Genomic DNA, 26,650 nt, shown 5'->3' with positions numbered 1-26,650 from the left:
GGAGCATGACCGACATCGACTGGGACGATCTGCGTCAGGTCGCCACGGAGGCGATGCACCGGGCGTACGTGCCGTACTCGCATTACCGGGTGGGTGCGGCCGCGCTCGTCGACGACGGCCGCGTGGTCTCGGGCTGCAACATCGAGAACGCGTCCTACGGGGTCACGCTGTGCGCGGAGTGCACCATGGTGGGCGATCTTTTCATGTCGGGTGGCGGGCGCCTGGTCGCCTTCACCTGCGTGAACGGCGACGGGCAGACGATCATGCCCTGCGGCCGATGCCGCCAGCTGCTGTTCGAGCACGCCAGCCCGGGGATGCTGCTGGAGACGGTGTCGGGCATCCGCACCATCGACGAGGTGCTGCCCGACGCGTTCGGGCCGCGCGATCTGGAGGACGCCCGATGAATGCACCGGTGATCGAGCCGTTCGACGCCGTCGACGTCATCCGCGCCAAGCGCGACGGCGGCGCCGTCGGCGAGGCGGCGTTGCGGTGGATGATCGACGCGTACACCCGCGGGTACGTCTCCGACGCGCAGATGGCCTCGTTCGCGATGGCGATCTTCCAGCGCGGCATGGAGCGCGACGAGATCCGCGTGATGACGGATGCGATGATCGCGACGGGGGAGCGGATGAGCTTCGCCGATCTCGGCAAGCGCACCGTCGACAAGCACTCCACGGGCGGCGTGGGCGACAAGATCACGCTGCCGCTGGCGCCGCTGGTCGCCGTCTTCGGCGTCGCCGTGCCGCAGCTGAGCGGCCGGGGCCTGGGCCACACGGGCGGCACGCTCGACAAGCTCGAGTCGATCCCCGGCTGGCGGGCGGCGCTGTCGAACGACGAGATGTTCGCGCAGATGCAGGGCGAGGTCGGCGCGGTCATCTGCGCCGCAGGCTCGGGTCTGGCCCCCGCCGACAAGAAGCTCTACGCGCTGCGCGATGTGACAGGCACGGTCGAGGCGATCCCGCTGATCGCCTCGAGCATCATGTCGAAGAAGATCGCAGAGGGCACCGACGCGCTGGTGCTGGATGTGAAGTTCGGCAACGGGGCGTTCATGCAGGACATCGACCGGGCCCGCGAACTGGCGCGCACCATGGTCGCCCTGGGCACCGATTCGGGGGTGGCGACCACCGCGCTGCTGACCGACATGAACGTGCCGCTCGGTCTTGCGATCGGCAACGCCAACGAGGTGCGCGAGTCGGTCGAGGTGCTCGCCGGCGGCGGGCCGGGCGACGTGCGCGAGCTGACGGTCGCCCTCGCCCGCGAGATGCTCGCGCTGGCAGGACAGCCGGATGCCGATGTCGAGGCGGCGCTGGACGACGGTCGCGCCATGGACCGCTGGAACGCGATGATCCGCGCGCAGGACGGCGACCCCGATGCGCCGCTGCCCACCGCTCGCGAGACCCACGTCGTCCGCTCGGCGGTCGACGGCGTCGTCACGCGGATGGACGCGCTGCCGTTCGGCGTCGCGGCCTGGCGCCTGGGCGCCGGCCGTGCCCGCGCCCAGGACCCGGTGATCCACGCCGCCGGCATCGACCTGGCCGTCAAGCCCGGCGCCCGGGTGAGCGCGGGTCAGACCCTGTTCACCCTGTCGGCCGATGACGACGCCCGCTTCGCCCGCGCCCTGCAGGCGCTCGACGGCGCCTACGAGGTCGGCCATGCTTCGACAGGCTCAGCAACCCATCTGCAGCGGCCCCCGATCGTGCGCGAGCGCATCACCGCCTGACCCCACCGGAGGACACCATGAGCATCGAGCCGAACGGCGACAGGAAGGTGCAGGGCGTCTCGCTGCGCGCCCTGCCGAAGATCTCCCTGCACGACCATCTGGACGGCGGGCTGCGCCCGGAGACGATCCTCGAACTCGCCTCCGCCACGGGCGTCGAGACGCCGGCGCAGGATGCCGCCGGCCTGCGCCGCTGGTTCGCCGACCGCAGCGACTCCGGATCGCTGGTGGAGTTCCTGACCGGCTTCGACCTGGTCCTGCCGCTGCTGCAGACCGAGGCGGCGCTGACCCGCGTGGCGCGGGAGTACGTCGCCGACCTCGCGGCCGACGGCGTGATCTACGGCGAGGTGCGCTGGGCGCCCGAGCAGCACCTCGCGGGCGGCCTGAGCCTCGACCGTGCAGTGGCCGCCGTGCAGCGCGGCATCGAGGAGGGCGAGGATGAGGCGGATGCCGCCGGCTACAGCATCCGCGTCGGCCAGATCCTCTCCGCGATGCGGCACGCCGACCGGTCGCTCGAGATCGCGAAGCTGGCCGTGGCCCATCGTGAGCGCGGCGTGGTCGGGTTCGACATCGCCGGGCCCGAGGACGGCCACCCGGCATCCCGCCACCGCGCCGCCTTCGACCACCTGGCCGCCGAGTTCCTGCCGGTGACGGTGCACGCCGGTGAGGCGGCGGGGCCTGCGTCCGTGCGCTCCGCGCTCATCGACGGCCGCGCACTGCGCCTGGGACACGGAGTCCGCGTCGCCGAGGACCTGCAGATCATCGAGCGCGAGGGCGACGAGGTGCAGGTGCAGTTCGGCGACCTGGCGCGCTGGGTGCGCGACCGCGAGATCCCGCTGGAGATGTCGCCGTCCTCGAACGTGCAGACCGCGGCGATCGCGCCGTGGGGCGACGAGCTCGCCGACCACCCCTTCGACCTGCTCTACCAGCTGGGCTTCGCCGTGACCGTCAACACCGACAACCGCACGATGAGCGGCACCTCGCTCACGCGCGAGCTCGCGCTGCTCGTCGATGCCTTCGGCTACGACCTCGACGACCTCGAGGCCTTCCAGTTCAACGCCGCCTCGGCCGCCTTCCTCCCCGTCGAGGAGCGCGAGGAGCTGGTGGAGATGATCGGCGAGGGCTTTGAGCGCTGAGCGGCCGACTATGAGCTCGGTGTTCATCGCGGGACCCGCCTCGTGGAACTCGCTGGTCGTGCTCGACCGGCTGCCCGAGCCGGTGCCGCACATGCAGTTCGCCGAGGAGTCCTGGCAGACCATCGGCGGCACCAGCGCGGGGAAGGCGCTCACGCTGACCGCACTCAGACGCGAGACGCTGCTGTACGCGCTCAGCGCCGTCGACGAGCCGGGGCTGCGGGTGCGCGACGCACTGGCGGCTGCGGGCGTGAACGCGCGCTGGCGCGACGCCGCGGTGACCGAGCAGCACCTGAACCTCATGACCCGGGCGGGGGAGCGGGTCTCGCTCTACCTCGCCGCGCCGTCGGAAGCGGATGCCGCGCATGACGAGCAGCTCGTCGCGGCGATGGCGTCCGCCGACGTGCTGGTGCTCGACCTCGCCGCCGAGCCGCTGCGGCTGCTGCCACTCGCCCGCAGCACGGGACGGCCGATCTGGGTCGACGTGCACGACTACGACGGCGAGGCCGAGTTCCACCGTCCGTTCCTCGCGGCAGCCGACGCGGTCTTCTGCAACGCCGACAAGCTCGCCGATCCGGTCGCGTTCCTGCGCTCGCGGATCGACGCCGGTGCCTCGCTCGCGGTGTGCACGCTCGGCGCCGACGGCGCGGTGGCGGTGGATGCCGCCGGCGACGTGCACCGCGTGCCCGCGGTGCCGGTCGAGGTCATCGACACCAACGGCGCCGGCGATGCGTTCCTCGCCGGGGTTCTGGATGCCGTGCTCGGCGGAGCCGCCGTGCCCGCCGCGCTGCATGCCGGCGCGCAGGCCGCCTCGCAGGTGCTGACCACCCGGCACCTGCATCCGCTCCTCGATCCCGTGCTGGATCCGGCGCGGAGCTGACCTCCCGCTCAGCCGAGCAGCGACGCGATCGCACGCCCGAGGACGACGATCACACCCGCCCACGCGCACAGCAGCATGACCCGTCTGGCGAGGACGAGCGGCACGCGACGTGCCGCCAGAGCACCCAGCAGCATCCCTCCGGCGGTGCAGGCGGCCAGGATCAGCAGGTCGGGCGCGGGCGTGCTGGGCAGACCACGCAGCGCGACCGACACGAGACCGTAGCCGAGGAAGACGATCTGCGCGCTTGCCGCGAACCGGCGCTGCGGCCAGTCGTCGCCCAGGGCGAAGGACGCCAGTGCAGGCCCCGACAATCCGCTGGAGGCGTGCATGAACCCGGCCACGGCGCCGGCGCCGATCGCGCCGGGGCGCCCGCGCACGTGCCGTGCGATCGGGCCGAGACGCTGCGCGCTGAGGGCGATCACACCGATCAGCCCGATGAGCAGGAGCAGCAGCGGCTCGGGCAGAGCGGATGCCGTCAGCGCGCCGAGCGGTGCTGCGGCCAGTCCCGCGCCGAGCAGCCAGAGGGTGCGCGACCAGTCGACGTCGCGCCAGGCGCCCGGAACGGCGAACAGCGACGCGACCACCGCGAGGGACACCGCGATCGTCACGCCCTCGACGGGGCCGTAGGCGAGCACGATCGGGCCGATCAGCACGAGCACGAAGGCGAGGCCGGTGACCCGCTGGATGATCGCGGCGATCACGGTCGCGATCGCGGTGACGACAAGCATCCGGCTCCCTGGAGACCATCCGCGGGTCGGAAGGTCCCCAGGGAGCCTAGTCGATCAGGACCCGGCCACCTCCGCCGCGCGGGCGGCGAACGTCGCGCGGACGGCCGGGAACAGCGGATGCTGCGCCGGCAGCCCCGTGACCTCGGCGGCGAGCACCTCCGGGTCGTCGGTGCGCAGCCGGCGCTGCAGGTCGACGGACTGCTCGTCCTCGGCGTCGTCGAATGCGAGGGCGGCGCCCACTGCGACGAGCAGCGCATCGACGGACAGGCCGCGCTCGGCGGCCTCGGCCGCCGGGCCGATGAAGCGCTCATGCCGCGACAGCTTGCGCAGCGGCTGGCGTCCCACCCGCCACACCGTGTCCGGCAGAGCCGGGTTGGCGAAGCGGCGCAGGATCGTGGCCCGGTACTCGGCCAGCTCCTGCGGATCGAGGCCGTGCTTGGCAGCCAGCAGCGCCGAGGTCTCCTCGAGCGTCGCCGCGACCCGGCCGGCGATCGCCTGGTCGGCCAGTGCGTCGGAGATGCGCTCGATGCAGGCCTGGGCGCCCAGGTACGCGGTGGTGGCGTGGCCGGTGTTCACCGTGAAGAGCTTGCGCTCGATGTACGGCGCCAGGTCGTCGACGAAGTGAGCGCCGGGGATGTGCGGCGGGTTCCCGCCGAACGGCCCTCGTTCGATCGCCCACTCGAAGAACGGCTCGACGGTGACGTCGACGCCGGCGCCTGAGGGCTGCCCCGGCACGATCCGGTCGACGGCGGTGTTGGCGAACACCGCCCGCCCGGCGAGGCCTTCCCAATCCTCGCCGGCGCGGTCGATGATCTCCTGCTTGAGCAGATCGGTGGCGCCGATCGCGTTCTCGCAGGCCATGATCTGCAGCGGTGCCGCCCCCGCATCCCGGCGCCGCAGGGCGTCGAGGATGGGGGCGGCGACGAACCGCAGCACGGTCGGTCCGACCGCAGTGGTCACCACATCGGCATCCGCGATCTCGGCGATCAGGCCCTCCGGGTCCTGGGCGCTGTTGATCGCCCGGAACCCGGTGACCACCGTGTCGCCGCCGCCTTCGCCCACCTCGTGCACCGTGTAGCTGTCTGACGCGTTGATCGCGTCGACGAGCGGGGCGGCGACGTCGGAGAACACCAGCTCGTAGCCGCCCTGGTGCAGCAGCAGACCGACGAAGCCGCGGCCGATGTTGCCGGCGCCGAAGTGGACGGCCTTCATGCCCTGTTCACCGCCGACAGCAGCTCGTAGAGCTCCTCGGGCGTGGCGGCGGCGTTCAGCCGTGCCACGTCGTCCTCGTCCGAGAACAGCTCGGCGATCTGCGACAGGATCTGCAGGTGGTCGCCGTCCTTGCCGGCGATGCCGATCACGAAGGTCGCGCGGTCACCGTCCCAGTCGACTCCGCCGTCGTAGCGCACCACGCTCAGCGCCGAGCCGAGCACGGCATCCTTGGCGTCGTTGGTGCCGTGCGGGATGGCCAGGCCGTTGCCCATGAATGTCGAGACCGACTGCTCGCGGTCGTGCATCGCCTGCAGGTACGCGGGCGTGACCGCGCCTGCCGCGACGAGCGCGTCGGCCGCCTCCTTGAGCGCCTCGTCACGGGTGGCGGATCCGGAGTGGATGCGCACCCGGTCGAGGGTCAGCACACCGGCACTGCCGGTGGCCGCGGCGGAAGCGGCGCCGGCGTCGGCCGCGCCTGCGGGAGCCTGCGCCTGCGCGCTGACGAGCTGTACGACCTCGTCGTACTTCGGCGAGTTCATGAAGTTGTCGACCGAGAGGTGCATCGAGCCCGGCGACTTCGCGCGTGCGCGGTCGGTGAGCTGCTGCTGCGTGATGACCAGGTCGGCCGAGCCGTCGAGGTTCGCGATCGCCGCGTTGGTGACCGTGATGCCGTCGATGCCGGCGCTCTTGATCTTGTTGCGCAGCACGCTCGCGCCCATCGCCGAGGAGCCCATGCCCGCGTCGCACGCGAACACGATCGAGCGGATCGGCGCGGTCGCGACCGCGGTGGTCGCGGCCCCGGCGGTCGCGCCGCCCAGGCTGCCCAGCACGCTGGACTCCTTGCCCTTGTTCGCCTGCGTCTGCGAGATCGCCGCGCCGAAGGTGTCGGCGCCCGCCGCCTCTGCGGCGAGGTCGCGCTTGCGCGAGGCGCGCAGGATCACCGCGGTGATCAGGAAGGTCACGGTCGCTGCGAGCACCACCGACAGGTACACGATCAGCAGGTTGCCGATGCCGCCCGCGGCGGGGCTCGACGCGGCAGCCGTCACGGCGATGATGCTTCCGGGGGCTGCGGGGAAGGCCAGGCCACCGCCGAAGATCATGTTGGTCGCCACGCCCGTGGCGCCACCGGCGATCAGGGCGAGGATCGTGGCCGGCTTGCTCAGCGCGTACGGGAAGTAGATCTCGTGGATGCCACCGAGGAACTGGATGATCGCGGCGCCCGGAGCGGACGAGCGGGCCTGGCCGACACCGAAGAAGGTGAACGCCAGCAGCAGACCGACACCGGGGCCGGGGTTGGCCTCGATGAGGAACAGGATCGACTTGCCCGCCTCGGTGACCTGCTCGATGCCGAGCGGGGTGAAGACACCGTGGTTGATGGCGTTGTTCAGGAACAGCACCTTGGCCGGCTCGACGATGACCGAGGCGATCGGCAGCAGCTGCAGCGAGACGAGCCAGCCGACCGCGCCGCCGAGAATGGCGCTCAGGCCGATGATCAGCGGCCCGAAGACGAAGAAGCCGAGGATGGCGAGCAGCATGCCGAGGATGCCGGCCGAGAAGTTGTTCACGAGCATCTCGAAGCCCGGCTTGATCCGGCCCTCCCAGATGCGGTCCATCCACTTGGTGACGTAGGCCGCGAACGGGCCCATGATCATCGCACCCAGGAACATCGGGATGCTGGTGCCGACGATCACGCCCATGGTCGCGATCGTCGCGACCACGCCGCCGCGCTCGCCGTACACCATCCGGCCGGCGGTGTTCGCGATGAGCAGCGGAAGCAGGTAGGTGATCATCGGGCCGACCAGGCCGACGTACTGCTGGAAGGTCGTGCCGTCCTCAGCCTGGGCGAGGGCCGTCATGGCGCCGGGCCAGTTGATCTGGCCTGCGTCGCCGAATCCGCCGAGCAGGTCGGAGACGGGATGCCATCCGCCCAGCCAGCCGGCGGAGATGAAGAGCATCGTGATGAAGCCCCAGGCGATGAAGGCGGCGATGTTCGGCATGATCATGCCGGAGAGGAACGTGCCGAACCTCTGCACGTGCACGCGGGCTCTGCCGAGGCCCGCTCCTGGTGCTGACGTCGTCGTCATGATTGTTCTCTTTCTTTTTCGGGTGTCGTCGATGGACAGGGGATTCAGTTCGGAGCTGCGGCCTGCGCGGCGGCACGGGCGCCGGCTGCGTCGTCGGCGGTGAGGGCGGCCGCGGCGATGCGCCTGGCGTCGTCGAGGGTGTGCTGCGCGATCGAGCGGCGCACGTCGGCCAGCGCCGCGGGTGCCATGGACAGGCTGGTCGCGCCGAGCCCCACGAGCACGACGGCCAGCAGCGGGTCGGCGGCGGCCTCGCCGCAGATGCCGACCGGCTTGCCGGTGCGGGCTCCCGCCTCGCCCACCTCGCGCACCAGGCGCAGCACCGCGGGGTGCCACGGGTCCTGGAACGAGGCGACCGAGCCGAGCAGCCGGTCCGCCGCCATCGTGTACTGGGTCAGGTCGTTCGTGCCGATCGAGGCGAAGTCGGCGTGCGCGAGCACCCGGTCGGCCAGCAGTGCGCTCGCCGGCACCTCCACCATCACCCCGGCCGTCTTCAGGCCGAACTCGCGCGCGAGGGCGGTGAAGTACGCGGTCTCCTCGACGGTGGTGACCATGGGCGCCATGACCCACAGGTCGGCCGAGGTGGCGGCATCCGCCTGTGCGAGGGCGGTGAGCTGCTCGCGCAGGATGTCCTCGCTGGCGCGCAGCGCGCGCAGTCCTCTCAACCCCAGGGCGGGGTTCTCCTCGTGCGCGTCGTTGAGGAACGCCAGTGGCTTGTCGGCGCCGGCGTCCAGCAGCCGCACGACGACCTTCTTGCCCTCGAATGCCGAGAGCAGCTCGGTGTACGCGGCCTGCTGCTGCGCGATGGTGGGCGCCTGCGCCGCCGAGAGGAACAGGAACTCGGTGCGGAACAGCCCCACGCCCTCCGCACCGCGCGCCACGGCATCCGCCGCGTCGCCGGGCTTGCCGAGGTTGGCGAGCAGGCTGATCGGTGTGCCGTCCGCGAGGGCCCCGGGCGCCGCGGGTGCGGCATCCTCGGCGGCGCGCGCCGCGATCCGCTCCGCGACCGAAGCCAGCTCGCTCTCGGTCGGAGCGTCGTTGACCGTACCGGCTGCGGCGTCCACGATGACGGTCGCCCCGTTGGCGAGTGCGGCGGCCTCGGCGGCGCCGACCACGGCGACGATGCCCTTCTCGCGGGCCAGGATCGCGGTGTGCGAAGTGGGGCCGCCGTCGGAGGTGACCAGCGCGAGCACCTGCTCGAGGTTCAGCAGCGCGGTGTCGGCGGGCGCGAGATCCCGGGCCACCAGCACGAACGGGTGACCGGGGTCGGGCACGCCGGGGGCTGCGACGCCGTTCAGGTGCGCGAGAACCCGCTGGGCGATGTCCTCCAGATCGGCGGCGCGCTCGCCGAGGTAACCGCCGACTGCCTCGAGGGTGGCGCGGAAGCCGGCGAAGGCGTCGTGCACGGCCCACTCGGCCGTCGCCCCATCGTCGATGCGGGCGTCGACCTCGTCCATGAGCGTCGGGTCCTCTGCGATCATCGCCTGGGCTTCGAGCACCTCCTGCGCCGCGCCGCCCGCGGCGTCCGCCCGCTGCTGCAGATCGGCGGCCACGGCGGCGACTGCCTCGCGCACGCGGGCGCGCTCGGCGTCCGCTCCGGCGGTGCTGTCGGTCTTCTCCGGGGCGGGCAGCGCCTCGGCCATCCGCACGACCGGGCCCGAGGCGACGCCCTGTCCGATCCCGACCCCGCGCAGGATGCTCATGCGTCCTCGTCGTGATCGGTGGTGAGCACCTCGACCAGCTCGTCGAGCACGGCTTCGGCGTTGGCGCCCTCGGCGCTCAGCACGACGTGATCTCCGAAGTCGATCCCGAGGGCGACGACAGCGAGGATGCTGGCGGCGTTCACGGCCTTGCCGGCATCCTTGGCGATGGTCACCGGGATGCCGGCTTCCTTCGCCTTCTGCGCGAAGAGCTTGGCGGGGCGGGCGTGCAGACCGTGCGAAGAGCCGACGCGCACGGTGCGGGTGAGAGCGGTCATGGGATTTCCTTCCGGTCGTGCGGCGCGGCAAGCGCGTCGCGGACGAGCAGCAGCGTGCGGCTGCCGTCGAGGTCGGCGAAGGCGTCGTCGGGAAGGCCGATGACGCGGGAGTGCCCGGCGAGGGCGGTGCGGATGCTCTCGGCGCGATCCGCGAGATGCGGACCGACCAGCACGACGTCGACACCGACCGCCGACAGCGCGGTGTGCTCGGTGCCGGCTTCGGTGGACCATGCGAGTCCCGCCTGGGTCGCCGCGCGGGCGAGTCGCTGTGCGACGAACGTGCTCGACGCCCCGGCGCCGCACACCACGAGAATCCGCATCGATCTTCCTTTCCACCCTCAGTGTGTCGGCGGCTCACAGGTTCCTTCCAGCAAGGTTCCTTCCGCCCCTGCGGAACGTGGCCTTCCGCGCATGCCGGTGGCGCGGCTGGCATCATGGGAGAGCACCCGGGTCATCGACGAGGAGGGCGGACGGATGTCGCGTCAGCGCCAGGATCGGCTTCTCGCCGTGCTCCTGCGGCAGGACTCCTGGGCGACCGCGGCGAGTCTGGCGGATCAGCTCGGGGTGACCCCGCGCAGCATCCGCTCCTATGTCGCGGCGCTGAACGCCCGCACCCCCGGTTCGGATGCCGTGGAGTCGGGTCCCGCCGGATACCGCGCGGGCGCGGGGGCAGCGGATGCCGCCGGCCGGCCCGACGATCTCGGCACCCCGCGGGCGCGCCTGCACCGGCTCGCCCGCACCCTGATCGATGAGGCCGACGGCATCGACGTGTACGACACCGCGCTGGCACTGCACGTCAGCGAGACCACGCTCGAGAACGATCTGGCACGCGTGCGCGCGCTGCTCGACGGCGGCGGCGTGCAGCTGGAGCGCGACCGTGACGTGGTGCGGCTGCGCGGTGACGAGCAGTCGCTGCGCCGGCTGCTGAGCAGGCTCGCGCAGGACGAGATGGATGCCGGGCCGCTGCGTGCCGACGCCCTGCAGCGCGCGCTCGCCCCCGAGGCGGTGCCTGCCCGCGCGGTCGGCCCGTTCAAGGCGGATCTCGTGCGCGAGCTCGGTGAGCTGGGGTACTACGTCAACGAGCTCGCGATCAGCGACGTGCTGCTGCACATCACCATCGCGGCGGAGCGCGTCGCCGTGGGGCGGGCCCTGGAACAGCGCGCGGATGCCGCCGACGACGCCGTCGCCGCGGTCGGCGAGACCATCGTGAGGCTGGCCGCCGAGCACTTCGGCGTCGCACTCGGCGACGGCGACCGCGAGCACCTCGCGAACCTCGTGCTCACCCGCGTCGTCACCCCGGGTGAGCCGGGCCGGCGGCGTGCGCCGAGCCGAGTCGACCCCGAGGTCGTGAACGCGGTCCGCGCCGAGATCGAGCAGGCCGCGCACGACTACCAGGTCGACCTCGTCGACGACGCCTTCATCGAGCGGCTCGCGCTGCACGTGCAGAACCTGCTGCTGCGCTCGCGCGAGCAGGCGTGGACCCGCAACCCGCTCACCCAGTCGCTGAAGTCGTCGTATCCGATGATCTTCGACGTGGCCGTCTCGATCGCCAGCGGACTGCATGACCGGCTGGGCGCCCCGCTGCAGGAGGACGAGATCGCCTACATCGCCATGCACGTGGGCGGGCGGCTGGAGCGCAGCAGGGCGGCGGATGCCATCCTCTCCGCGACGATCGTCTGCCCCGGCTACCGCGAACTGCAGGACCTGCTGCGCTCGAGCGTCGACCGGTCGCTGGGCCGGCTGATCGAGGTCGTGCGCGTGGACACCAGCGTCGACCCCGACTGGGCGTCGCTCGACACCGACCTGGTGCTCAGCACCGTGCCGGTCGCCGGCAGCGACGAGCGGATCGTGCGGATCACCCCGTTCCTGGCCGAGGCCGACATCGAACGCGTGCAGCAGGCCGCCGCCCGCATCCGCCGGGCACGGCGGCTGAGCCGCCTGCGTGAGGAGCTGCAGCGCTACTTCTCCGCCGACGCGTTCCTCGTGCCGGTGCCCGACGTCGGCGAGGAGCAGATCATCCGCACCCTCGGCGCCCTGCTCACGGCATCCGGCCGCATCGGCGAGGACTACGTCGAGAACACCATCCTGCGCGAGCGCATGTCGTCGACCGCATTCACCGACGCGCTCGCCGTGCCCCACGCCCTGCAGATGACCGCTGAGCGCACCGCCATCGCGATCGGCATCGCCGACGGCTCGGTCGCCTGGGGGAGCGGACGCGTGCAGGTCGTCGCGCTCGCCGCGTTCAGCGAGGGCGACCGGGCTGCGTTCCAGACCGTGTTCGAGCAGTTCGTCGAGGTGTTCAGCGAACGTGACAGCGTGCAGCGGATCGTGCGCCGCTCGACCGGCTTCGACACGTTCCTCGACGAGCTCGTCGCCGTGATCGACGGCTGAGCAGCGCCCGATCAGGCGGGGCCCGTCAGCGGGCTCGCAGCACCGCCGCGATCGCGTCGAGCAGTGCCGGGGCCCCGGGGGAGTCGGCGACCTCGAAGGTCACCTCGTCGCCGGCGCGTATCGCGAGATCCATCACGGCGAGCACGCTGGAGAGCTCGGCCGTCTCACCGGCATCCGTCGACAGCAGCACGGGCGAGCCGTGCGCCTGCGCGAGGCGGGCGAGTTCGGCGACGGGGCGCGCGTGCGCGCCATCGCCGACGCCGACCCTCACCCGCCTGCGCAGCGTGGTCATCCCCGCTCCGCCAGCAGCTGCCGCACGGCGGCCTCGAGCTCGGCGACCGCAGCGGTCGCCTCGGCGGCGGATGCCGCGGTGACATCGAGGTACACCTTCAGCTTCGGCTCGGTGCCGCTGGGACGCACGATCACCCGCGAGCCGTCGGAGAGCCGGTAGCGCAGCACGTCGCCGGCCGGGACGCCGGAGCCGCCTGCGGCGAGATCCTCGGCGCCGGTCACGGCGCGCGTGCCGAATGCCGCAGGCGGCTGCGTGCGCAGCCACAGCATCGTGTCGGCGATCTCCGACAGGTCGTCCACGCGGATCGAGACCTGGCCGCTCGCGAAGTGGCCGATCTCCTCGCCGATCTCTGCGAGGAGCCCGGCGATGCTCGTGCCGCGCACGCGGGCGTCGGCCGCGAGGCCGAGCATGGCGATGGCGGCCGAGATGCCGTCCTTGTCGCGCACCGTGCCGGGGTTGACGAGGTAGCCGAGCGCCTCTTCGAAGCCGAACACCATGCCCGGGGCGCGCGAGATCCACTTGAAACCGGTCAGCGTCTCGTGGAAGCCGAGGCCGTAGTGCGCGGCCACCGCGGCCAGCCCGGGGGAGGAGACGAGCGAGCAGGCCAGCGACGCTCCTGGCGCGCCCTGAGCGGCCTGCGCGGCCCGGCGGCCCAGCAGCAGCCCGACCTCGTTGCCGGTCAGGCGGCGCCAGCCACCCTCGACGGTCTCGTCGGGGATCGCGACCGCGAGCCGGTCGGCGTCGGGATCAGTGGCGAGGATGAATTCCGCATCGACGGCGCGGGCGCGCGCGAAGGCGAGATCCATTGCACCCGGCTCCTCCGGGTTCGGGAACGAGGCCGTGCGGAACGTCGGATCCGGATCGCGCTGCTCGTCGACGACGCGCGGGGCCGGGTACCCGGCGCTCTTGAGCACCCGGGCGAACGTCTCCCAGCCCACGCCGTGCATGGCCGTGTACACCCAGCGCATCTCCTGCACCCCGAACGGGGCGCGGGCGACCTCTGCGGTCGCCGCGATGTACGCGTCGACCACGTCCTCGCCGGCGATCTCGTAGCCCTCCGACCGCGGCAGCAGCCCCACGTCGCCGGCATCGGCCACGCGCTGGATGTGCGCGGCGATCTCGGCATCCGCCGGGGCGACGATCTGCGAGCCGGCATCCGCGCCGCCCAGGTACACCTTGTAGCCGTTGTCCTGCGAGGGGTTGTGGCTGGCGGTGACCATGACCCCGGCGTCGGCGCCGAGATGGCGCACGGCGAACGCGAGCACCGGCGTCGGCAGCAGCCGAGGCAGCAGGATCGCGCGCAGTCCGGCGCCGGCGAACAGCTCGGCGGAGTCCAGGGCGAACCGGCGCGAGTTGCGGCGCCCGTCGTAGCCGATCACGACCGTCGGCGTGCTGCCCGAGCGCTGCAGCAGGTACCCGGCGAAGCCGGCCGCAGCCTGGGCGACGAGAACCCGGTTCATCCGGCTGCTGCCTGCGCCGAGTGCGCCGCGCAGCCCCGCCGTGCCGAACGACAGCCGCGTCGAGAAGCGGTCGTCGAGCTCGGCGATCGCGGTGGTGTCGCCGCTGGCCGCACGGGTGATGAGACCGGCGAGCTCGTCGCGGGTCTCGGCATCCGGATCCTGCCGCAGCCAGGCGCGCGCCTGCGTGAGGCGCTCACCCGCCACGGTGCTCACAGCGCCTCGATCACGCGGGCGAGCAGGGCCGAGATCACCGGCTCCGCCTGACGGCCCGCCTCGATGACCTCGTCGTGGCTGAGCGGGGTCTTCTGGATGCCGGCGGCGAGGTTCGTGATGAGCGAGAACCCGAGCACCTCCATGCCCGCCTCGCGGGCGGCGATCGCCTCGAGGGCCGTCGACATGCCGACGATGTGGCCGCCGATGGCCTTGGCCATCTGCACCTCGGCCGGGGTCTCGTAGTGGGGGCCGCGGAACTGGGTGTACACGCCCTCGTCGAGGCTCGGGTCGACGGTGCGGGCGATGTCGCGCAGACGCTGCGCGTACAGGTCGGTGAGATCGACGAAGGTGGCCCCCTCGAGCGGGGAGTCGGCGGTCAGGTTGATGTGGTCGCTGATGAGCACCGGCTGACCGGGCGTCCAGGTCTCGCGCACGCCGCCCGCGCCGTTGGTGAGCACCATGATCTTCGCCCCCGTGGCGGCGGCGGTGCGCACGCTGTGCACGACGCGGCGCACGCCGTGGCTCTCGTAGTAGTGCGTGCGCGCCCCGATGACCAGGACGTTGCGCCCGCCGGGGGTGCGGATGCTGCGCAGCGTGCCCACGTGCCCTTCGAGGGCGGGCTTGGAGAACCCCGTGACCTCGGTGGCGGGAACGGATGCGATGGTCTCGCCGATGAGCTCGGCGGCCTTGCCCCAGCCCGAACCGAGCGTGAGGGCGATGTCGTGATGGTCGACCCCGGTCAGCCGCGCGATGTCATCGGCGGCTCGGGCGGCGACGTCGAACGGGTTCGCGTTCGGGTCGTCGAGGGGGTGCGCGAAAGTGTCTGGCATGTGTCCACTCTAGGAACGTGCGGGCCCGGCTGCCAGTACGGAAGACCGCTGCCAGTACGGAAGAATGGAGTCCATGTCTCAGACTCCCTTCGCGAACAGGCAGAGTGTGGCCGTCCTCGGCGGCGGCCCCGGCGGCTACGAGGCAGCCCTCGCCGCCGCGCAGCTGGGTGCCGAGGTGACCCTGGTCGAGCGCGTCGGAGTCGGCGGCTCCGCGGTGCTGACCGACGTGGTGCCGTCGAAGAGCCTGATCGCCACCGCGGATGCCGCCGTCGCGATCGCCGAGGCCAGCGACCTGGGCGTGCAGTTCTTCGCGAAGGGCGAGCACGGCAAGCCGCTCAAGCCCGAGATCGCCATCAACCTCGCCGCCGTCAACAAGCGGCTGCTCGCCCTGGCCGGCCAGCAGTCCGAGGACATGCGGGCCACCCTGCTCGAGGCGGGCGTGCGCATCCTGTCCGGCCACGGCCGGCTCGAGGGGCCGAACGCCATCGTCGTGGCCACGGGGCCGGGCGGCACCGACTTCGACCGCATCGAGGCCGACACCGTGGTGGTGTCGGTGGGCGCAGCGCCCCGTGAGCTCGACTCGGCCAAGCCCGACGGCGAGCGCATCCTCACCTGGACTCAGCTGTACGACATGAAGGCGCTGCCCGAGCATCTCATCGTCGTCGGCTCCGGCGTCACGGGTGCCGAGTTCGCCTCGGCCTACATGAACCTCGGTGCCAAGGTGACGCTGGTCTCCAGCCGCGATCAGGTGCTGCCGGGCGAGGATCGCGATGCCGCCAAGGTGCTCGAGCAGGTGTTCAAGCGCGGCGGCATGCAGGTGCTCTCCAAGGCCCGCGCCGAGAAGGTCGAGCGCACCGGCGACGGCGTGACCGTCACGCTCGCCGACGGGCGTACCGTCGAGGGCAGCCACTGCCTGATGGCGGTCGGCTCCATCCCCAACACCGCCGGCATCGGCCTGGAGGAGGCCGGGATCGAGCTGACCGAGTCCGGTCATGTGCGCGTGAACCGCGTGGCGCGCACCTCGGTGCCGAACGTGTACGCGGTCGGCGACTGCACGAACTTCTTCCCGCTGGCGTCCGTCGCCTCGATGCAGGGCCGCACCGCGGTCTTCCACGCGCTCGGCGACATCGTGATCCCGCTCGAGCTGCGCCGGATCACCGCCAACATCTTCACCGCTCCCGAGATCGCGACCGTCGGCTTCTCGGAGCAGGACATCGAGAACGGCGTGGTCGAGGGTGTGGCGTTCAAGCTGCCGCTGGCGGCGAACCCGCGCGCGAAGATGATGGGCATCAAGGACGGCTTCGTGAAGGTGATCGCCCGCAAGGGCTCGGGCACCGTGATCGGCGGCGTGATCGTCGCACCGAAGGCATCCGAGCTGATCTACCCGCTCGCGATCGCCGTCGAGCGACGGCTGAACGTCGACCAGGTCTCGCGCGTGTTCGCGGCCTACCCGTCGCTGTCGACGAGCATCACCGACGCCACCCGCGCGATGCACATGGTGATCTGAGACTCTGAGACTAGAGAAGAGGGGCCGCGCGTGCGCGGCCCCTCTTCTCATATAGCTCCGGTCAGCTGATGGTGAGCAGCTGGTGCCCGGCCGAGACGGTCGCGCCGGGAGTGGCGTCGATCGAGCGGATGACGCCGTCCTTGTGTGCCTGCAGCGGCTGCTCCATCTTCATCGCCTCGAGCACGACGACCAGGTCGCCCTTGACGACCTCCTGGCCCTCCTCGACGGCGACCTTGACGATGGTGGCCTGCATGGGCGACTTCACCGCGTCGCCGGAGGCACCCGCGTTGGCGGTCGCGGCGTGCGAACGGCGCGAGGGCGGCACGGCGACGGGGCGGCCGGCGGTGCCGGCGACGGGCGCGGTCACCCGGTCGGGCAGGCTCACCTCGAGGCGCTTGCCGCCGACCTCGACGACGACCGTGTGGCGGCCGAGCGCGGGCGCCGGATCGTCGAGCTCGCCGTCCCAGGCGGGGATGTCGTTGACGAACTCGGTCTCGATCCAGCGCGTGTAGACGCCGAACTCGCCGTTCTCCGCGGTGAAGGCCGGGTCGCGCACCACCTTGCGGTGGAACGGCAGCACCGTGGGCATCCCTGCGACCTCGAACTCGTCGAGGGCGCGACGCGAGCGCTCCAGCGCCTCGCCGCGGGTACGGCCGGTGACGATGATCTTCGCCAGCAGCGAGTCGAAGGCGCCCGAGACGGTGTCGCCCGCGGTCACGCCCGAGTCGAGCCGCACACCGGGGCCGCCGAACGTCTTGAACACGCTGATGGGGCCGGGCTGGGGCAGGAAGCCGCGGCCCGGGTCCTCGCCGTTGATGCGGAACTCGAACGAGTGGCCCTGCGGGGTCGGGTCGTCGTAGCCGATGAGACCACCGGCGGCGATGCGGAACTGCTCGCGGACCAGGTCGATGCCTGTGACCTCCTCGGAGACCGGGTGCTCGACCTGCAGGCGGGTGTTCACCTCGAGGAACGACACGGTGCCGTCGGCGCCGATGAGGAACTCGCAGGTGCCGGCGCCGACGTAGCCGACCTCCTTGAGGATGGCCTTGGACGCGGAGTACAGCTGCGCGTTCTGCTCGTCGGTGAGGAACGGCGCGGGCGCCTCTTCGACGAGCTTCTGGTGGCGGCGCTGCAGCGAGCAGTCGCGGGTGGAGATGACGACGACGTTGCCCGCGGCATCCGCGAGGCACTGCGTCTCGACGTGACGCGGCTTGTCGAGGTACTTCTCGACGAAGCACTCGCCGCGGCCGAACGCGGTGACAGCCTCACGGGTGGCGGACTCGAACAGCTCGGCGACCTCGTCGAGCTCGCGCGCGACCTTCAGCCCGCGGCCACCGCCGCCATAGGCGGCCTTGATGGCGATCGGCAGGCCGACCTGCTCGGCGAAGGTCACGACCTCCTCGGCGGTGTCGACAGGGCCCGGGGTGCCCGGTGCGAGCGGGGCGCCGACCTTCTCGGCGACGTGACGGGCGGTGACCTTGTCGCCGAGCGCCTCGATGGCCTCGGGGGAGGGGCCGATCCAGGTCATCCCGGCGGCGATCACGGCGCGCGCGAACTCGGCGTTCTCGGCGAGGAAGCCGTAGCCGGGGTGCACGGAGTCGGCACCGGAGCGGCGGGCGATGGAGAGGATCTTGTCGATCTGCAGGTAGGTCTCGGCGCTGGTGGAGCCGTCGAGCGCGTAGGCCTCATCGGCCAGGCGGGCGTGCATGGCATCGCGATCCTGATCGGCGTAGACGGCGACCGAGGAGATCCCGGAATCCCGCGCGGCGCGGATGATGCGGACGGCGATCTCGCCGCGGTTCGCGATGAGGACCTTGGAGAGGGGTGCCGATTCGATCTGGGGCATGAATGCCAGCCTAACGAGTGCGGGCCTCACATTTTTGACGACTCTCCACAAGAAACACGCGGATCTGTCGTCGGGAGGTCACGTACCGCGTGGTGCTGGCGGTTCGTCAGTCTCAGGGAGACGTCCACAGATCGGTCCAGGTGACGCCGAGCTCGGCGGCGAGGGTGCGCAGGGTCGACAGTGACATGCCGACCACCGTCGACGGGTCGCCCTCCACGCGGGTGATGAACGCCCCGCCCAGGCTGTCGACGGTGAAGGCGCCGGCGACGAGCAGCGGTTCGCCGCTGGCGATGTACGCGTCCAGCTCGGCATCGCTGATGTCCGCAGCGAAGGTGACGCGCGCCTCCGCGACCGCGGTCGCCTCGGTGGCTGCGGCATCCGGGCGCACCCGGAAGACCGAGTGGCCCGAGTGCAGCACGCCGGTGGTTCCCCGCATCCGCTCCCAGCGCTCGCGGGCGACCTCGGCCGTGTACGGCTTGCCATGCACCCGCCCGTCCAGTTCGAACATCGAGTCACCGCCGATGACGATCCCGTCGAAGTCCGGATGCCGCTCGGGCAGCCGCCGGGCGACATCGGCGGCCTTGGCGCGTGCCAGCAGCAGCACGAGCTCGTCCGGCGGCAGCGGTGCGCCGCGCTCGGCCTCCGCGGCCGCGGCGACGGCATCCTCGTCGACCTCGGGAGCCAGCGTCAGCGGCTCGATGCCCGCCTGCCGCAGCAGCATGAGGCGGGCGGGGGAGGTGGAGGCCAGGCAGACGCGCATGAACCCACGCTATCCGGTGTGGGATCCTGGAACGATGACCTCCCGGCAGCCCACGCTCGACCTCGACATCACCGGCATCGCCCACGGCGGCACCTTCATCGCCCGCCACGAGGGGCGGGTCGTCTTCGTCCCCGACGCGATCCCGGGTGAGCGCGTGCGGGTGCGCATCACCGACCCTGATGAGCGTGCTGACAAGCGCAGCTTCTGGCGTGCCGAGACGCTCGAGGTGCTCGAGGCGTCGCCGCACCGTCGCCCGCACGTGTGGGCCGAGGCCGACGTCTCGCGCGCCCCGGAGGACCGGGTCGGCGGTGCCGACCTCGGCCACATCGAACTGGGAGAGCAGCGGATGCTGAAGCGCCGGGTGCTGCAGGAGGCGCTGGACAAGTTCGCGGGGCCGGGCCTGACGGCCCCGGAGGTCACCGCGGTCGACGAGGGCGACGGCACCGGATGGCGCACGAGGGTCTCGCTGCACGTGGACGCCGACGGCCGCGTCGGGCCGTATGCCGCGCGTAGTCACCGCGTCATCGACGTCGCCACGCTGCCGCTGGCGCGTCCGGGGGTGGCGGAGGCCGCCTTCGCGCTGCGTGCGCAGAAGCCGGGCCGGGTGGACCTCGTCGAGCCGGGCGATGGCCGGGTACGCGTGCTGCCCCGACCGGAGGGCGCCCGCCGCGGCAAGCAGGAGACCGTGTTCGAGCGGGCAGGCGGCCGGCGATTCCAGGTCGACGCCGGTGGCTTCTGGCAGGTGCACCCGCGCGCGGCCGAGACCTTGCAGCAGGCGGTCGCCGAGGCGCTCGCGGGCCGCGTCGACGAGGACGCCACGCACTTCGACCTCTACGGCGGTGTCGGCCTGTTCGCGGCCACGCTCGGTGAGCAGGGCGCGACCGACATCGTCACGGTCGAGTCGGACCGCCGTGCGACCGCGTACGCCGCGGAGAACCTCGCGGATCTGGACGCGCAGGCGGTGACCGCGCGGGTCGACCGGTTCCTCTCCGGGCTCCCCGACGGCACCAGGGCGGGCGCTGTCGTGCTCGACCCGCCGCGGTCGGGTGCGGGACGCGGGGTCGTGGAGTCCATCCACGCGCTCGAACCCGAGGCCGTCGTGTACGTGGCGTGCGATCCCGTCGCCCTGGCACGTGATCTCGGCACGTTCCGCGAGCTGGGCTGGCAGACGGCATCCCTGCGAGCCTTCGATCTGTTCCCGCATTCGCACCACCTCGAGGCCGTCGCGCTGCTCACGCGCTGAGCCGGCGACGGGCACTGGGTAGGCTGACGGGATGAGCACAGTCGCCCTCATCGACGATCACGAGTCCGTTCGTCTGGGCCTCGAAGCCGCCTGTATGCGCGACGGCGAGCAGAACGTCGTCTTCTCGGGGGCGACTGTCAAGGAGTATCTGACCTGGCGCGCCGCCAGCGGAGCGGCCCCGGCCGACGTGGTCGTGCTCGATCTGACGCTGGGCGACGGTACGACCGTCACCGAGAACGTCGCCACCCTCGTCGCCGACGGGGCGAGCGTCGTGATCCACAGCGTCGCCGACCGGCCCGCGGCCGTGCGCGAGGCGCTCGTGGCCGGTGCGGCGGGCGTGGTGAGCAAGTCATCCGCACTCGACGACGTGCTGGATGCGATCCGCACGGTCGCCCGCGGTGACGCGCTGAACAACGTGGAATGGGCCAGTGCGGTCGACGGCGACCGTGAGTTCGCCGACGCCCAGCTGTCGACCCGCGAGCGCGAGGTGCTGCGACTGTACGCGACGGGGCTGCCGTTGAAGGCGGTCGCCGAGCGGCTCGGCGTCGCGTACTCGACCGCCAAGGAGAACATCACCCGCATCCGCGTGAAGTACGTCGAGGTGGGGCGCCCCGCGCCGACCAAGGTCGACCTGCTGCGTCGTGCGATGGAGGACGGCATCGTCGCGCCCGACGGGGTCACCAGTGCCGGATGAGGCTGCCCGCAGCATCCGGGAGGCCTGGAACAGCATCCCCTCGCCGGGCGAGGTCGGGGTCGGCCTGGAGCGCTTCACCGGGCAGCGCATGGAGCGCATCCTCGCCATCGTCGGGGCGATCGGATCCGCCGCGCTCGGCGTGCAGGCGCTGCTCGGGGCGATCACGCGCCTGAACCGGCTGGACGCCCCGCACCTGGCGATCCTCATCATGGTGTTCGGGCCCCTGCTGTGGATGATCGCGGCCTGCGTGGCCGGACGCTGGGTGAGGCAGGCGAGCGGAACCTTCGCCGTGGTGTACGTGCTGGCGCTGCTGCTCTGGCCGGTCGTCGTCGACCGGTCGGCGGGCGAGGCGTCGAATCAGCCCTGGATCTTCTTCCTCGTCAACATCGGCGTGGTCGCGGCGATGCTGGCGTTCCCGCCGCGGCTGCAGTTCGCGTGGGCGCTGGGCGTGCCACTCGTGTACGGCTACGTGCGTCTCGAGCAGGGCGATTTCACGCAGGGGTACTGGATCACCACCGGGTTCGACGTATCGTTCACGGTCATCCTCGGCATGGTGATCATCTCGCTGGCGTGGATGTTCCGCCAGATCGCTGCGGGCGTCGATGACGCCAGGGCGAAGGCGGTGGAGTCCTACGCCGCCGCGGCGGCGGCATCCGCTTCGGAGGAGGAGCGGGTCGCGATGGCGGCGCTCATGCACGACAGCGTGCTCGCCGCGCTGATCGCCGCGGAGCGCGCCGGATCGGAGCGCGAGCGCACGCTCGCCGTGGCCATGGCACGCGAGGCGCTGACGCGCCTGGCGAACACCGAGGCGTCGATCGCCCAGGAGGGCAACGACGAACCGGTGCACCGCTCGCAGATCGTCGCCGAACTGCGTCGCACCCTCTCCGAGCAGGGGGCGGATGCCGTCGTCGAGGAGCGCGGCGGCCCCGCCGCCGTCCCCGGCCGCGTTGCACGGGCGATGGTGCTCGCGGGGCGGCAGGCCATCGGCAACGCACTCGCGCACGCGGGCGGCCGTGGATTGCACATCATCGCCGAGTCCGCGAACGCCGACCGTCTCACCCTCACCGTGATCGACGCCGGCCCCGGCTTCGATCCGGATGCCATCGGCGAGGACCGCCTCGGCATCCGCGCCTCGATCGTCGCGCGCATGGCGGCCGTCGCCGGCAGCTCCGACATCCGCTCGGATGCCGAGGGCACGATCGTCGAGCTGAGCTGGGAGCCGTCATGAGACGCACGGTCCGCAGCATCACGACCGCCCTGGCTCTCGGGTTCGCGCTGTACTTCGCGGCGCGGGCGATCTGGTGGATCGAGCAGCCCACCGCCCCGCTGTTCATGGTCGGCGCGATCGCGATCTATCTCGCAGCGATCCTCACGGCTGTGCTCGCCTCGCCGACAGGCGAGGTGCGGATGCCGATCGGCGCTGTGGTCCTCGCGCTGCTCGCAGGCGCGGCGGTGCCCCTGCTGGTCAGCCTGGCGCTGCAGCCCCCGATGCGCAGCGCCCCGTTCGCGACCTGGTACATCGGTGCGACAGGTCTGCTGGCGGTCGTGTGCATCGTGCGCCGCAGTCCGCTCGCGGGCTGGAGCATCCTCGCGATCCTCATCGTCGCCGCGTCGCTGTCGCTGGGGATCGGGCAGGCGTTCACGCTGGGCCTGGTCGGGTCGATCACCTGGGTCGTGGTGGCGCAGCTGCTGGTGCTGTTCTGGGATCGGGCGGTGCGCGACACCGAGCGGCTGGCAGACATCCAGCGCGCCGTGTCGGCGTGGCACGCCACGCAGCTCGTGCGGCAGCGGGAGCGCCGGGTGCGTGCGCAGCGCGCCCTGGCGATCGCGGGACCGGTGCTCACGCGCACGGTCGCCGCGCACGGTGAGCTGACCGAGCAGGAGCGTCTGGATGCGCGTCTCGCCGAGGGCACGCTGCGCGATGAGCTGCGCGGGGCGAGCCTGCTCAACGACGCCGTCCGGCGTGCGATCTCGGATGCCCGGCTGCGGGGGATCGTGGTCACCGTGTTCGAGGAGGGCGGGCTGGACGGCACCGAGGAGTCGCGGCTGAACGAGATCCGCGATGAGCTCGCCGCCGTGCTGTCGCGGGCACGCTCGAACCGCGTGATCATCCGTGCCGGGCGTGACGAGCACATCGCCGTGACCATCGTGGGCCGGGCGGCCGGTGGAGCGCACGACGACGACGCCGTCGACCTCTGGCACGAGATCCGTCGCGTCGCGGAGTGAGTCGCGTCGCGGCATGAGTTGCTCAGCGGCATCCGCTCGGCGGTTACCTGTTCGGCGACGCCTGCTCGGCGGCGACGGTCTCGACTTCACCCGCGCGGGGCGGGGAGTGAGAGTGGGCGAGGGGCGGCGAAGCCGCCCGCCCCTCGCCAGTGCGGAACAGCTACCCGAAAACTGTCCCGCAGGGGGCGGTGATGCGTCTGTCTACCCTGGGACAGAGCAGCCGCCTAACGCGAAGCGTTGATAACAGTCTGTCGACTCGCAAGGGCCGTGTCTGTAGGTATTTCGGGGGACAAATCCGCCCGAATCCGAGCACGCCTCTCGGGCGGGGGATCAGCCCGAGAACCGGCCCCACGGGATGTCGCGGCGCAGCGGACGGCGCAGGCCGCGCCGCGTGAGTTGCCACGCGGAGACGTGCGGCTCCTCGGCCACGGCCTCCTCGGCCTCGTGCATATAGGCGTCGGTGACGACCGCGATGAGGGCGGCGAGCTCCTCCTCGTCGGGGGTGCCCCGCGTGATCTCGATGCGTGGCGCCTCTTCGGCGCCGGCGGTGTCTTCGGTGGTCACAGCGGGATGTTCCCGTGCTTCTTGGGCGGCAGCTCGGCACGCTTGCCGCGCAGCGCGCGCAGCGACTTGGCGATGGCGACGCGGGTGTTCGCCGGCTCGATGACGCCGTCGATCTCGCCGCGCTCGGCGGCCAGGAAGGGGGAGGTCACGCTGTAGGTGTACTCGTTGGCGAGGCGGGTGCGGACCGCGGCGACGTCCTCGCCGTTCTCCTCGGCCTTCTTGATCTCGCCGCGGTAGAGGATGTTCACGGCGCCCTGGCCGCCCATGACTGCGATCTCGGCCGTCGGCCAGGCGAGGTTCACGTCGGCGCCGAGCTGCTTGGAGCCCATCACGATGTAGGCGCCGCCGTAGGCCTTGCGGAGGATCACGGTGACCAGCGGGACGGTGGCCTCGGCGTAGGCGTAGATGAGCTTGGCGCCGCGGCGGATGACACCGGTCCACTCCTGGTCGGTGCCCGGCAGATAGCCGGGCACGTCGACGAGGGTGACGATCGGGATGGAGAAGGCGTCGCAGAAGCGCACGAAGCGGCTGGCCTTCTCACCCGCCTCGATGTTCAGCGTGCCGGCCATCTGCGAGGGCTGGTTGGCGATGATGCCGACCGAGCGACCCTCGATGCGGCCGAAGCCGATCACGATGTTCGGCGCGAACAGCGGCTGCACTTCGAGGAAGTCGGCGTCGTCGACGATGTGCTCGATGACCGTGTGGATGTCGTAGGGCTGGTTGGGGGAGTCCGGGATGATCGTGTTCAGGCGGTGATCGGCATCCGTCGTCTCGAACTCGAAGGCCGAGGCGTACGCCGGCAGCTCGGCCATGTTGTTGTCGGGAAGGAACCCGAGCAGGGTGCGCGCGTAGTCGATCGCGTCGTCCTCGTCCTCGGCGAGGTAGTGGGCGACGCCGGAGCGGGTGTTGTGCGTGTAGGCGCCGCCGAGCTCCTCCATGCCGACGTCCTCACCGGTGACGGTCTTGATGACGTCGGGGCCGGTGACGAACATCTGGCTGGTCTTGTCGACCATGATGACGAAGTCGGTGAGGGCGGGGCCGTAGACGGCGCCGCCCGCGGCCGGGCCCATGATGATCGAGATCTGGGGGATGACGCCCGAGGAGCGGGTGTTCATCTTGAAGATCTCGCCGTACTTGCTGAGGGCCAGCACGCCCTCCTGGATGCGGGCTCCGCCCGAGTCGAGGATGCCGATGACGGGCATGCCGCTGGTGAGGGCGAACTCCATGACCTTGATGATCTTGTCGCCCGAGACCTCGCCGAGCGAGCCGCCGAAGGTGGTGAAGTCCTGCGAGTAGACGGCGACCGTGCGGCCGTGGATCGTACCGATGCCGGTGACGACCGAGTCGCCGTACGGGCGGTTGCGGTCCATGCCGAACGCGGTGGTGCGGTGGCGCACGTACTCGTCGAGCTCGACGAAGCTGCCGTTGTCGACGAGCAGCTCGATGCGCTCGCGGGCGGTCATCTTGCCCTTGGCGTGCTGCTTCTGCTGGGCGATCTTCTCCGGCTCGACGACTGCTTCGTTGAAGCGGGCGCGGAGGTCCGCGATCTTGGCGGCCGTGGTCGAGAGGTCAGGGGTGTCCGTCACGGATTCCACCCTATCGCCGGGTGCCGGAGAGGCGTTGGATGTCGTCCACAACGGCTCCGTCGTTCCTTTGGCGATGCCCTCTCGCCTTGGGTCCCTGAGGCTCTCGGGCTTGGGTCCCTGAGGCTCTCGAAGGGCCGGAGTCGTGCCGCTGGGCCCCTGAGCCTGCCGAAGGGTCCCGGGGTTTTGGTGAGTGCCCGGGCTGCGTGAGGTCTCCCTTCGTTCGCAGAGCGGGCTCCTTCCCGCTGCGCGGGCCCCTCCCGATGCTCACTCCGGGAGACCTCACTCCGCCCTCGTCGTGTGCTCAGGCTGGGTCCCTGAGCCTGTCGAAGGTCCGTACCCGCGCTGGGTCCCTGAGCCTGTCGAAGGGCCGTACCCACTTTGGGTCCCTGCGGCTCTCGAAGGGCCGTACCCACTTTGGGTCCCTGAGGCTCTCGAAGGGCCGTACCCACTTTGGGTCCCTGAGCCTGTCGAAGGGCCCCAGCCCCCGGACGTTCAGCAGCCGGGTCCGTCGGGATCTTCCGTGCAGGTGTGGGCGACGAGCGCAGTGTGCGCTTCGTAGATGCGGATGTCCTGGCCGGCGCCGGTCGTGGTGAGCTCACCGGTGATGGAGAACCAGCCACCGCCGAGGTCGATCTCGGCGGTGTAGGCGACGTCGACGCGAGCGGTGTAGGTGCCGCGTTCCGTGTACGTGTGGCTGGTGTCGGTCGGGGTGAACTGCGGAAGGCGGAGCGCCTCCCAGCTCTGCCCGCCGGTGTCGTTGGTGAGCGTCTGGCCGTCGCCGTAGTGGAAGGTGAAGGCGGCAGGGGTGAACCGGACGCTGATCGGGAAGCCGAAGAGCGTGCCGTGCTGGGTGTGCTGTTCGGCGGTGGCGACGAAGTTCGCGGGGAGCCCTGCGACGCCGAGGTTCTCGGGCTCTCCCGTCAGGAGGCTGGTTTCCGGAGCGAAGGACGCGAGGTCGGTGATCGTGATCGGGGGAATCTCCACCGGTTCCGGAGCTTCTTCTCCCGGTTCGGTCGGCTCCAGCGGTGCGTAGCAGGAGCGGTTCTTCTCCCACGCGTCGAGACACACCTCGAATGGCGAGGGCGGCGGAGGCGGCGGGGTGTAGTTGTCGATGTTGACCACGGGGGTGGCGTGCTTGCCGCCCCCTTGCCCCCGCGACGACTTGGAAGCTATTACCTCGACGAAGTCGCCATTCGTGGTACCAGTCGGGCAGTATCCGAGGGCCTGTTTGACCTCGGCCGTGCAGGTGTCGCCAGCATGAGCAGGCGCCGCGACGGTCAGCACTACCGTGCCGGACAATACGATCACC

General features: G+C 71.4%; 24 protein-coding genes. 10 read left to right on the top strand and 14 right to left on the bottom strand.

All coding sequences use genetic code 11. The features are described from left to right. The first annotated feature begins 5 nt into the window (after window positions 1-5). From H7694_RS10665 to H7694_RS10650, 4 genes are read left to right on the top strand one after another with little or no spacing between them, the layout of a single operon-like run. Window positions 6-404, top strand: coding sequence for a cytidine deaminase (locus tag H7694_RS10665; RefSeq protein ID WP_193596488.1), 399 nt, complete (start codon window positions 6-8; stop codon window positions 402-404). Then, window positions 401-1,720, top strand: a complete 1,320-nt coding sequence (locus H7694_RS10660; RefSeq protein WP_193596487.1) for a thymidine phosphorylase — start codon at window positions 401-403, stop codon at window positions 1,718-1,720. The genes H7694_RS10665 and H7694_RS10660 overlap by 4 nt, the downstream gene beginning before the upstream one ends. Before the next feature lie 17 nt (window positions 1,721-1,737). Next, window positions 1,738-2,853 carry an adenosine deaminase gene (locus H7694_RS10655; protein WP_193596486.1) on the top strand — a complete coding sequence of 372 codons (1,116 nt, stop codon included), beginning with the start codon at window positions 1,738-1,740 and terminating at the stop codon, window positions 2,851-2,853. A 10-nt stretch (window positions 2,854-2,863) separates the two neighbouring features. Further along, entirely contained in the window at window positions 2,864-3,730 is an 867-nt protein-coding gene (locus tag H7694_RS10650; RefSeq protein ID WP_193596485.1) for a carbohydrate kinase family protein, read from the top strand. Window positions 3,731-3,738: 8 nt separating this feature from the next. On the opposite strand, the gene H7694_RS10645 is transcribed toward H7694_RS10650, so the two are convergent. From H7694_RS10645 to H7694_RS10620, 6 genes are read right to left on the bottom strand one after another with little or no spacing between them, the layout of a single operon-like run. Next, window positions 3,739-4,458 carry a TSUP family transporter gene (locus tag H7694_RS10645; RefSeq protein ID WP_193596484.1) on the bottom strand — a complete coding sequence of 240 codons (720 nt, stop codon included), beginning with the start codon at window positions 4,456-4,458 and terminating at the stop codon, window positions 3,739-3,741. A 54-nt stretch (window positions 4,459-4,512) separates the two neighbouring features. After that, window positions 4,513-5,670, bottom strand: coding sequence for a mannitol-1-phosphate 5-dehydrogenase (locus H7694_RS10640; RefSeq protein ID WP_193596483.1), 1,158 nt, complete (start codon window positions 5,668-5,670; stop codon window positions 4,513-4,515). Then, the gene (locus H7694_RS10635; RefSeq protein WP_193596482.1) at window positions 5,667-7,754 is read right to left on the bottom strand and encodes a PTS mannitol transporter subunit IICBA; all 2,088 of its coding nucleotides are present in this window, start codon (window positions 7,752-7,754) and stop codon (window positions 5,667-5,669) included. The genes H7694_RS10640 and H7694_RS10635 overlap by 4 nt, the downstream gene beginning before the upstream one ends. A gap of 44 nt (window positions 7,755-7,798) precedes the next feature. Further along, the gene (gene ptsP, locus H7694_RS10630; protein ID WP_193596481.1) at window positions 7,799-9,454 is read right to left on the bottom strand and encodes a phosphoenolpyruvate--protein phosphotransferase; all 1,656 of its coding nucleotides are present in this window, start codon (window positions 9,452-9,454) and stop codon (window positions 7,799-7,801) included. Next, on the bottom strand, window positions 9,451-9,729 hold the full coding sequence (locus H7694_RS10625; protein WP_193596480.1) for an HPr family phosphocarrier protein: 279 nt from the start codon (window positions 9,727-9,729) through the stop codon (window positions 9,451-9,453). The genes ptsP and H7694_RS10625 overlap by 4 nt, the downstream gene beginning before the upstream one ends. After that, window positions 9,726-10,049: a PTS sugar transporter subunit IIB gene (locus H7694_RS10620; protein WP_193596479.1), complete on the bottom strand. Its 324-nt coding sequence runs from the start codon at window positions 10,047-10,049 to the stop codon at window positions 9,726-9,728. The genes H7694_RS10625 and H7694_RS10620 overlap by 4 nt, the downstream gene beginning before the upstream one ends. 154 nt (window positions 10,050-10,203) lie before the next feature. Between H7694_RS10620 and H7694_RS10615 the strand changes: the two genes are divergently transcribed. Next, window positions 10,204-12,120 carry a BglG family transcription antiterminator gene (locus tag H7694_RS10615; RefSeq protein ID WP_193599180.1) on the top strand — a complete coding sequence of 639 codons (1,917 nt, stop codon included), beginning with the start codon at window positions 10,204-10,206 and terminating at the stop codon, window positions 12,118-12,120. Between the two features lie 25 nt (window positions 12,121-12,145). On the opposite strand, the gene H7694_RS10610 is transcribed toward H7694_RS10615, so the two are convergent. The 3 genes from H7694_RS10610 to H7694_RS10600 are packed head-to-tail and all read right to left on the bottom strand — an operon-like array spanning window position 12,146 to window position 14,915. Next, window positions 12,146-12,412 carry an HPr family phosphocarrier protein gene (locus H7694_RS10610; RefSeq protein WP_193596478.1) on the bottom strand — a complete coding sequence of 89 codons (267 nt, stop codon included), beginning with the start codon at window positions 12,410-12,412 and terminating at the stop codon, window positions 12,146-12,148. Beyond that, the gene (locus tag H7694_RS10605) at window positions 12,409-14,076 is read right to left on the bottom strand and encodes a phospho-sugar mutase (protein WP_193599179.1); all 1,668 of its coding nucleotides are present in this window, start codon (window positions 14,074-14,076) and stop codon (window positions 12,409-12,411) included. The genes H7694_RS10610 and H7694_RS10605 overlap by 4 nt, the downstream gene beginning before the upstream one ends. A 5-nt stretch (window positions 14,077-14,081) precedes the next feature. After that, complete coding sequence (locus H7694_RS10600) at window positions 14,082-14,915, bottom strand: purine-nucleoside phosphorylase (protein ID WP_193596477.1); 834 nt, start codon at window positions 14,913-14,915, stop codon at window positions 14,082-14,084. Window positions 14,916-14,979: 64 nt separating this feature from the next. Here H7694_RS10600 and H7694_RS10595 point away from each other — a divergent pair, with 64 nt between their 5' ends. Beyond that, on the top strand, window positions 14,980-16,422 hold the full coding sequence (locus H7694_RS10595; protein WP_193596476.1) for an NAD(P)H-quinone dehydrogenase: 1,443 nt from the start codon (window positions 14,980-14,982) through the stop codon (window positions 16,420-16,422). Window positions 16,423-16,483: 61 nt separating this feature from the next. On the opposite strand, the gene H7694_RS10590 is transcribed toward H7694_RS10595, so the two are convergent. Together H7694_RS10590 and H7694_RS10585 are read right to left on the bottom strand one after the other, a co-directional pair. Then, window positions 16,484-18,268 carry an acetyl/propionyl/methylcrotonyl-CoA carboxylase subunit alpha gene (locus H7694_RS10590; protein ID WP_193596475.1) on the bottom strand — a complete coding sequence of 595 codons (1,785 nt, stop codon included), beginning with the start codon at window positions 18,266-18,268 and terminating at the stop codon, window positions 16,484-16,486. A gap of 112 nt (window positions 18,269-18,380) precedes the next feature. Continuing rightward, window positions 18,381-19,028: a Maf family protein gene (locus H7694_RS10585; protein WP_193596474.1), complete on the bottom strand. Its 648-nt coding sequence runs from the start codon at window positions 19,026-19,028 to the stop codon at window positions 18,381-18,383. Between the two features lie 34 nt (window positions 19,029-19,062). Between H7694_RS10585 and H7694_RS10580 the strand changes: the two genes are divergently transcribed. Genes H7694_RS10580 through H7694_RS10565 form a run of 4 tightly spaced genes read left to right on the top strand, consistent with a single transcriptional unit; the run spans window position 19,063 to window position 23,191 of the window. Further along, window positions 19,063-20,271 (top strand): class I SAM-dependent RNA methyltransferase, encoded by a 1,209-nt coding sequence (locus tag H7694_RS10580; protein WP_193596473.1) that lies wholly within the window; start codon window positions 19,063-19,065, stop codon window positions 20,269-20,271. A 31-nt stretch (window positions 20,272-20,302) separates the two neighbouring features. Next, entirely contained in the window at window positions 20,303-20,965 is a 663-nt protein-coding gene (locus H7694_RS10575) for a response regulator transcription factor (protein WP_193596472.1), read from the top strand. After that, on the top strand, window positions 20,955-22,193 hold the full coding sequence (locus tag H7694_RS10570; protein WP_227468070.1) for a sensor histidine kinase: 1,239 nt from the start codon (window positions 20,955-20,957) through the stop codon (window positions 22,191-22,193). The genes H7694_RS10575 and H7694_RS10570 overlap by 11 nt, the downstream gene beginning before the upstream one ends. After that, entirely contained in the window at window positions 22,190-23,191 is a 1,002-nt protein-coding gene (locus tag H7694_RS10565) for a hypothetical protein (protein WP_193596471.1), read from the top strand. Before H7694_RS10570 ends, H7694_RS10565 begins: the two co-directional genes overlap by 4 nt. A gap of 330 nt (window positions 23,192-23,521) precedes the next feature. Here H7694_RS10565 and H7694_RS10560 read toward each other — a convergent pair whose 3' ends face one another. From H7694_RS10560 to H7694_RS10550, 3 genes are all read right to left on the bottom strand, one after another. Beyond that, window positions 23,522-23,755, bottom strand: coding sequence for an acyl-CoA carboxylase subunit epsilon (locus H7694_RS10560; protein ID WP_193596470.1), 234 nt, complete (start codon window positions 23,753-23,755; stop codon window positions 23,522-23,524). Then, on the bottom strand, window positions 23,752-25,350 hold the full coding sequence (locus H7694_RS10555; protein ID WP_193596469.1) for an acyl-CoA carboxylase subunit beta: 1,599 nt from the start codon (window positions 25,348-25,350) through the stop codon (window positions 23,752-23,754). The genes H7694_RS10560 and H7694_RS10555 overlap by 4 nt, the downstream gene beginning before the upstream one ends. A 483-nt stretch (window positions 25,351-25,833) precedes the next feature. Beyond that, window positions 25,834-26,640 (bottom strand): hypothetical protein, encoded by an 807-nt coding sequence (locus tag H7694_RS10550; RefSeq protein WP_227468069.1) that lies wholly within the window; start codon window positions 26,638-26,640, stop codon window positions 25,834-25,836. Window positions 26,641-26,650 lie beyond the last annotated feature (10 nt).

The organism is Microbacterium sp. YJN-G (assembly GCF_015040615.1).
Lineage (GTDB): Bacteria > Actinomycetota > Actinomycetes > Actinomycetales > Microbacteriaceae > Microbacterium.
Note: the sequence above shows the minus strand (reverse complement) of the source record. Positions and strands in the feature narration are given on the sequence as shown.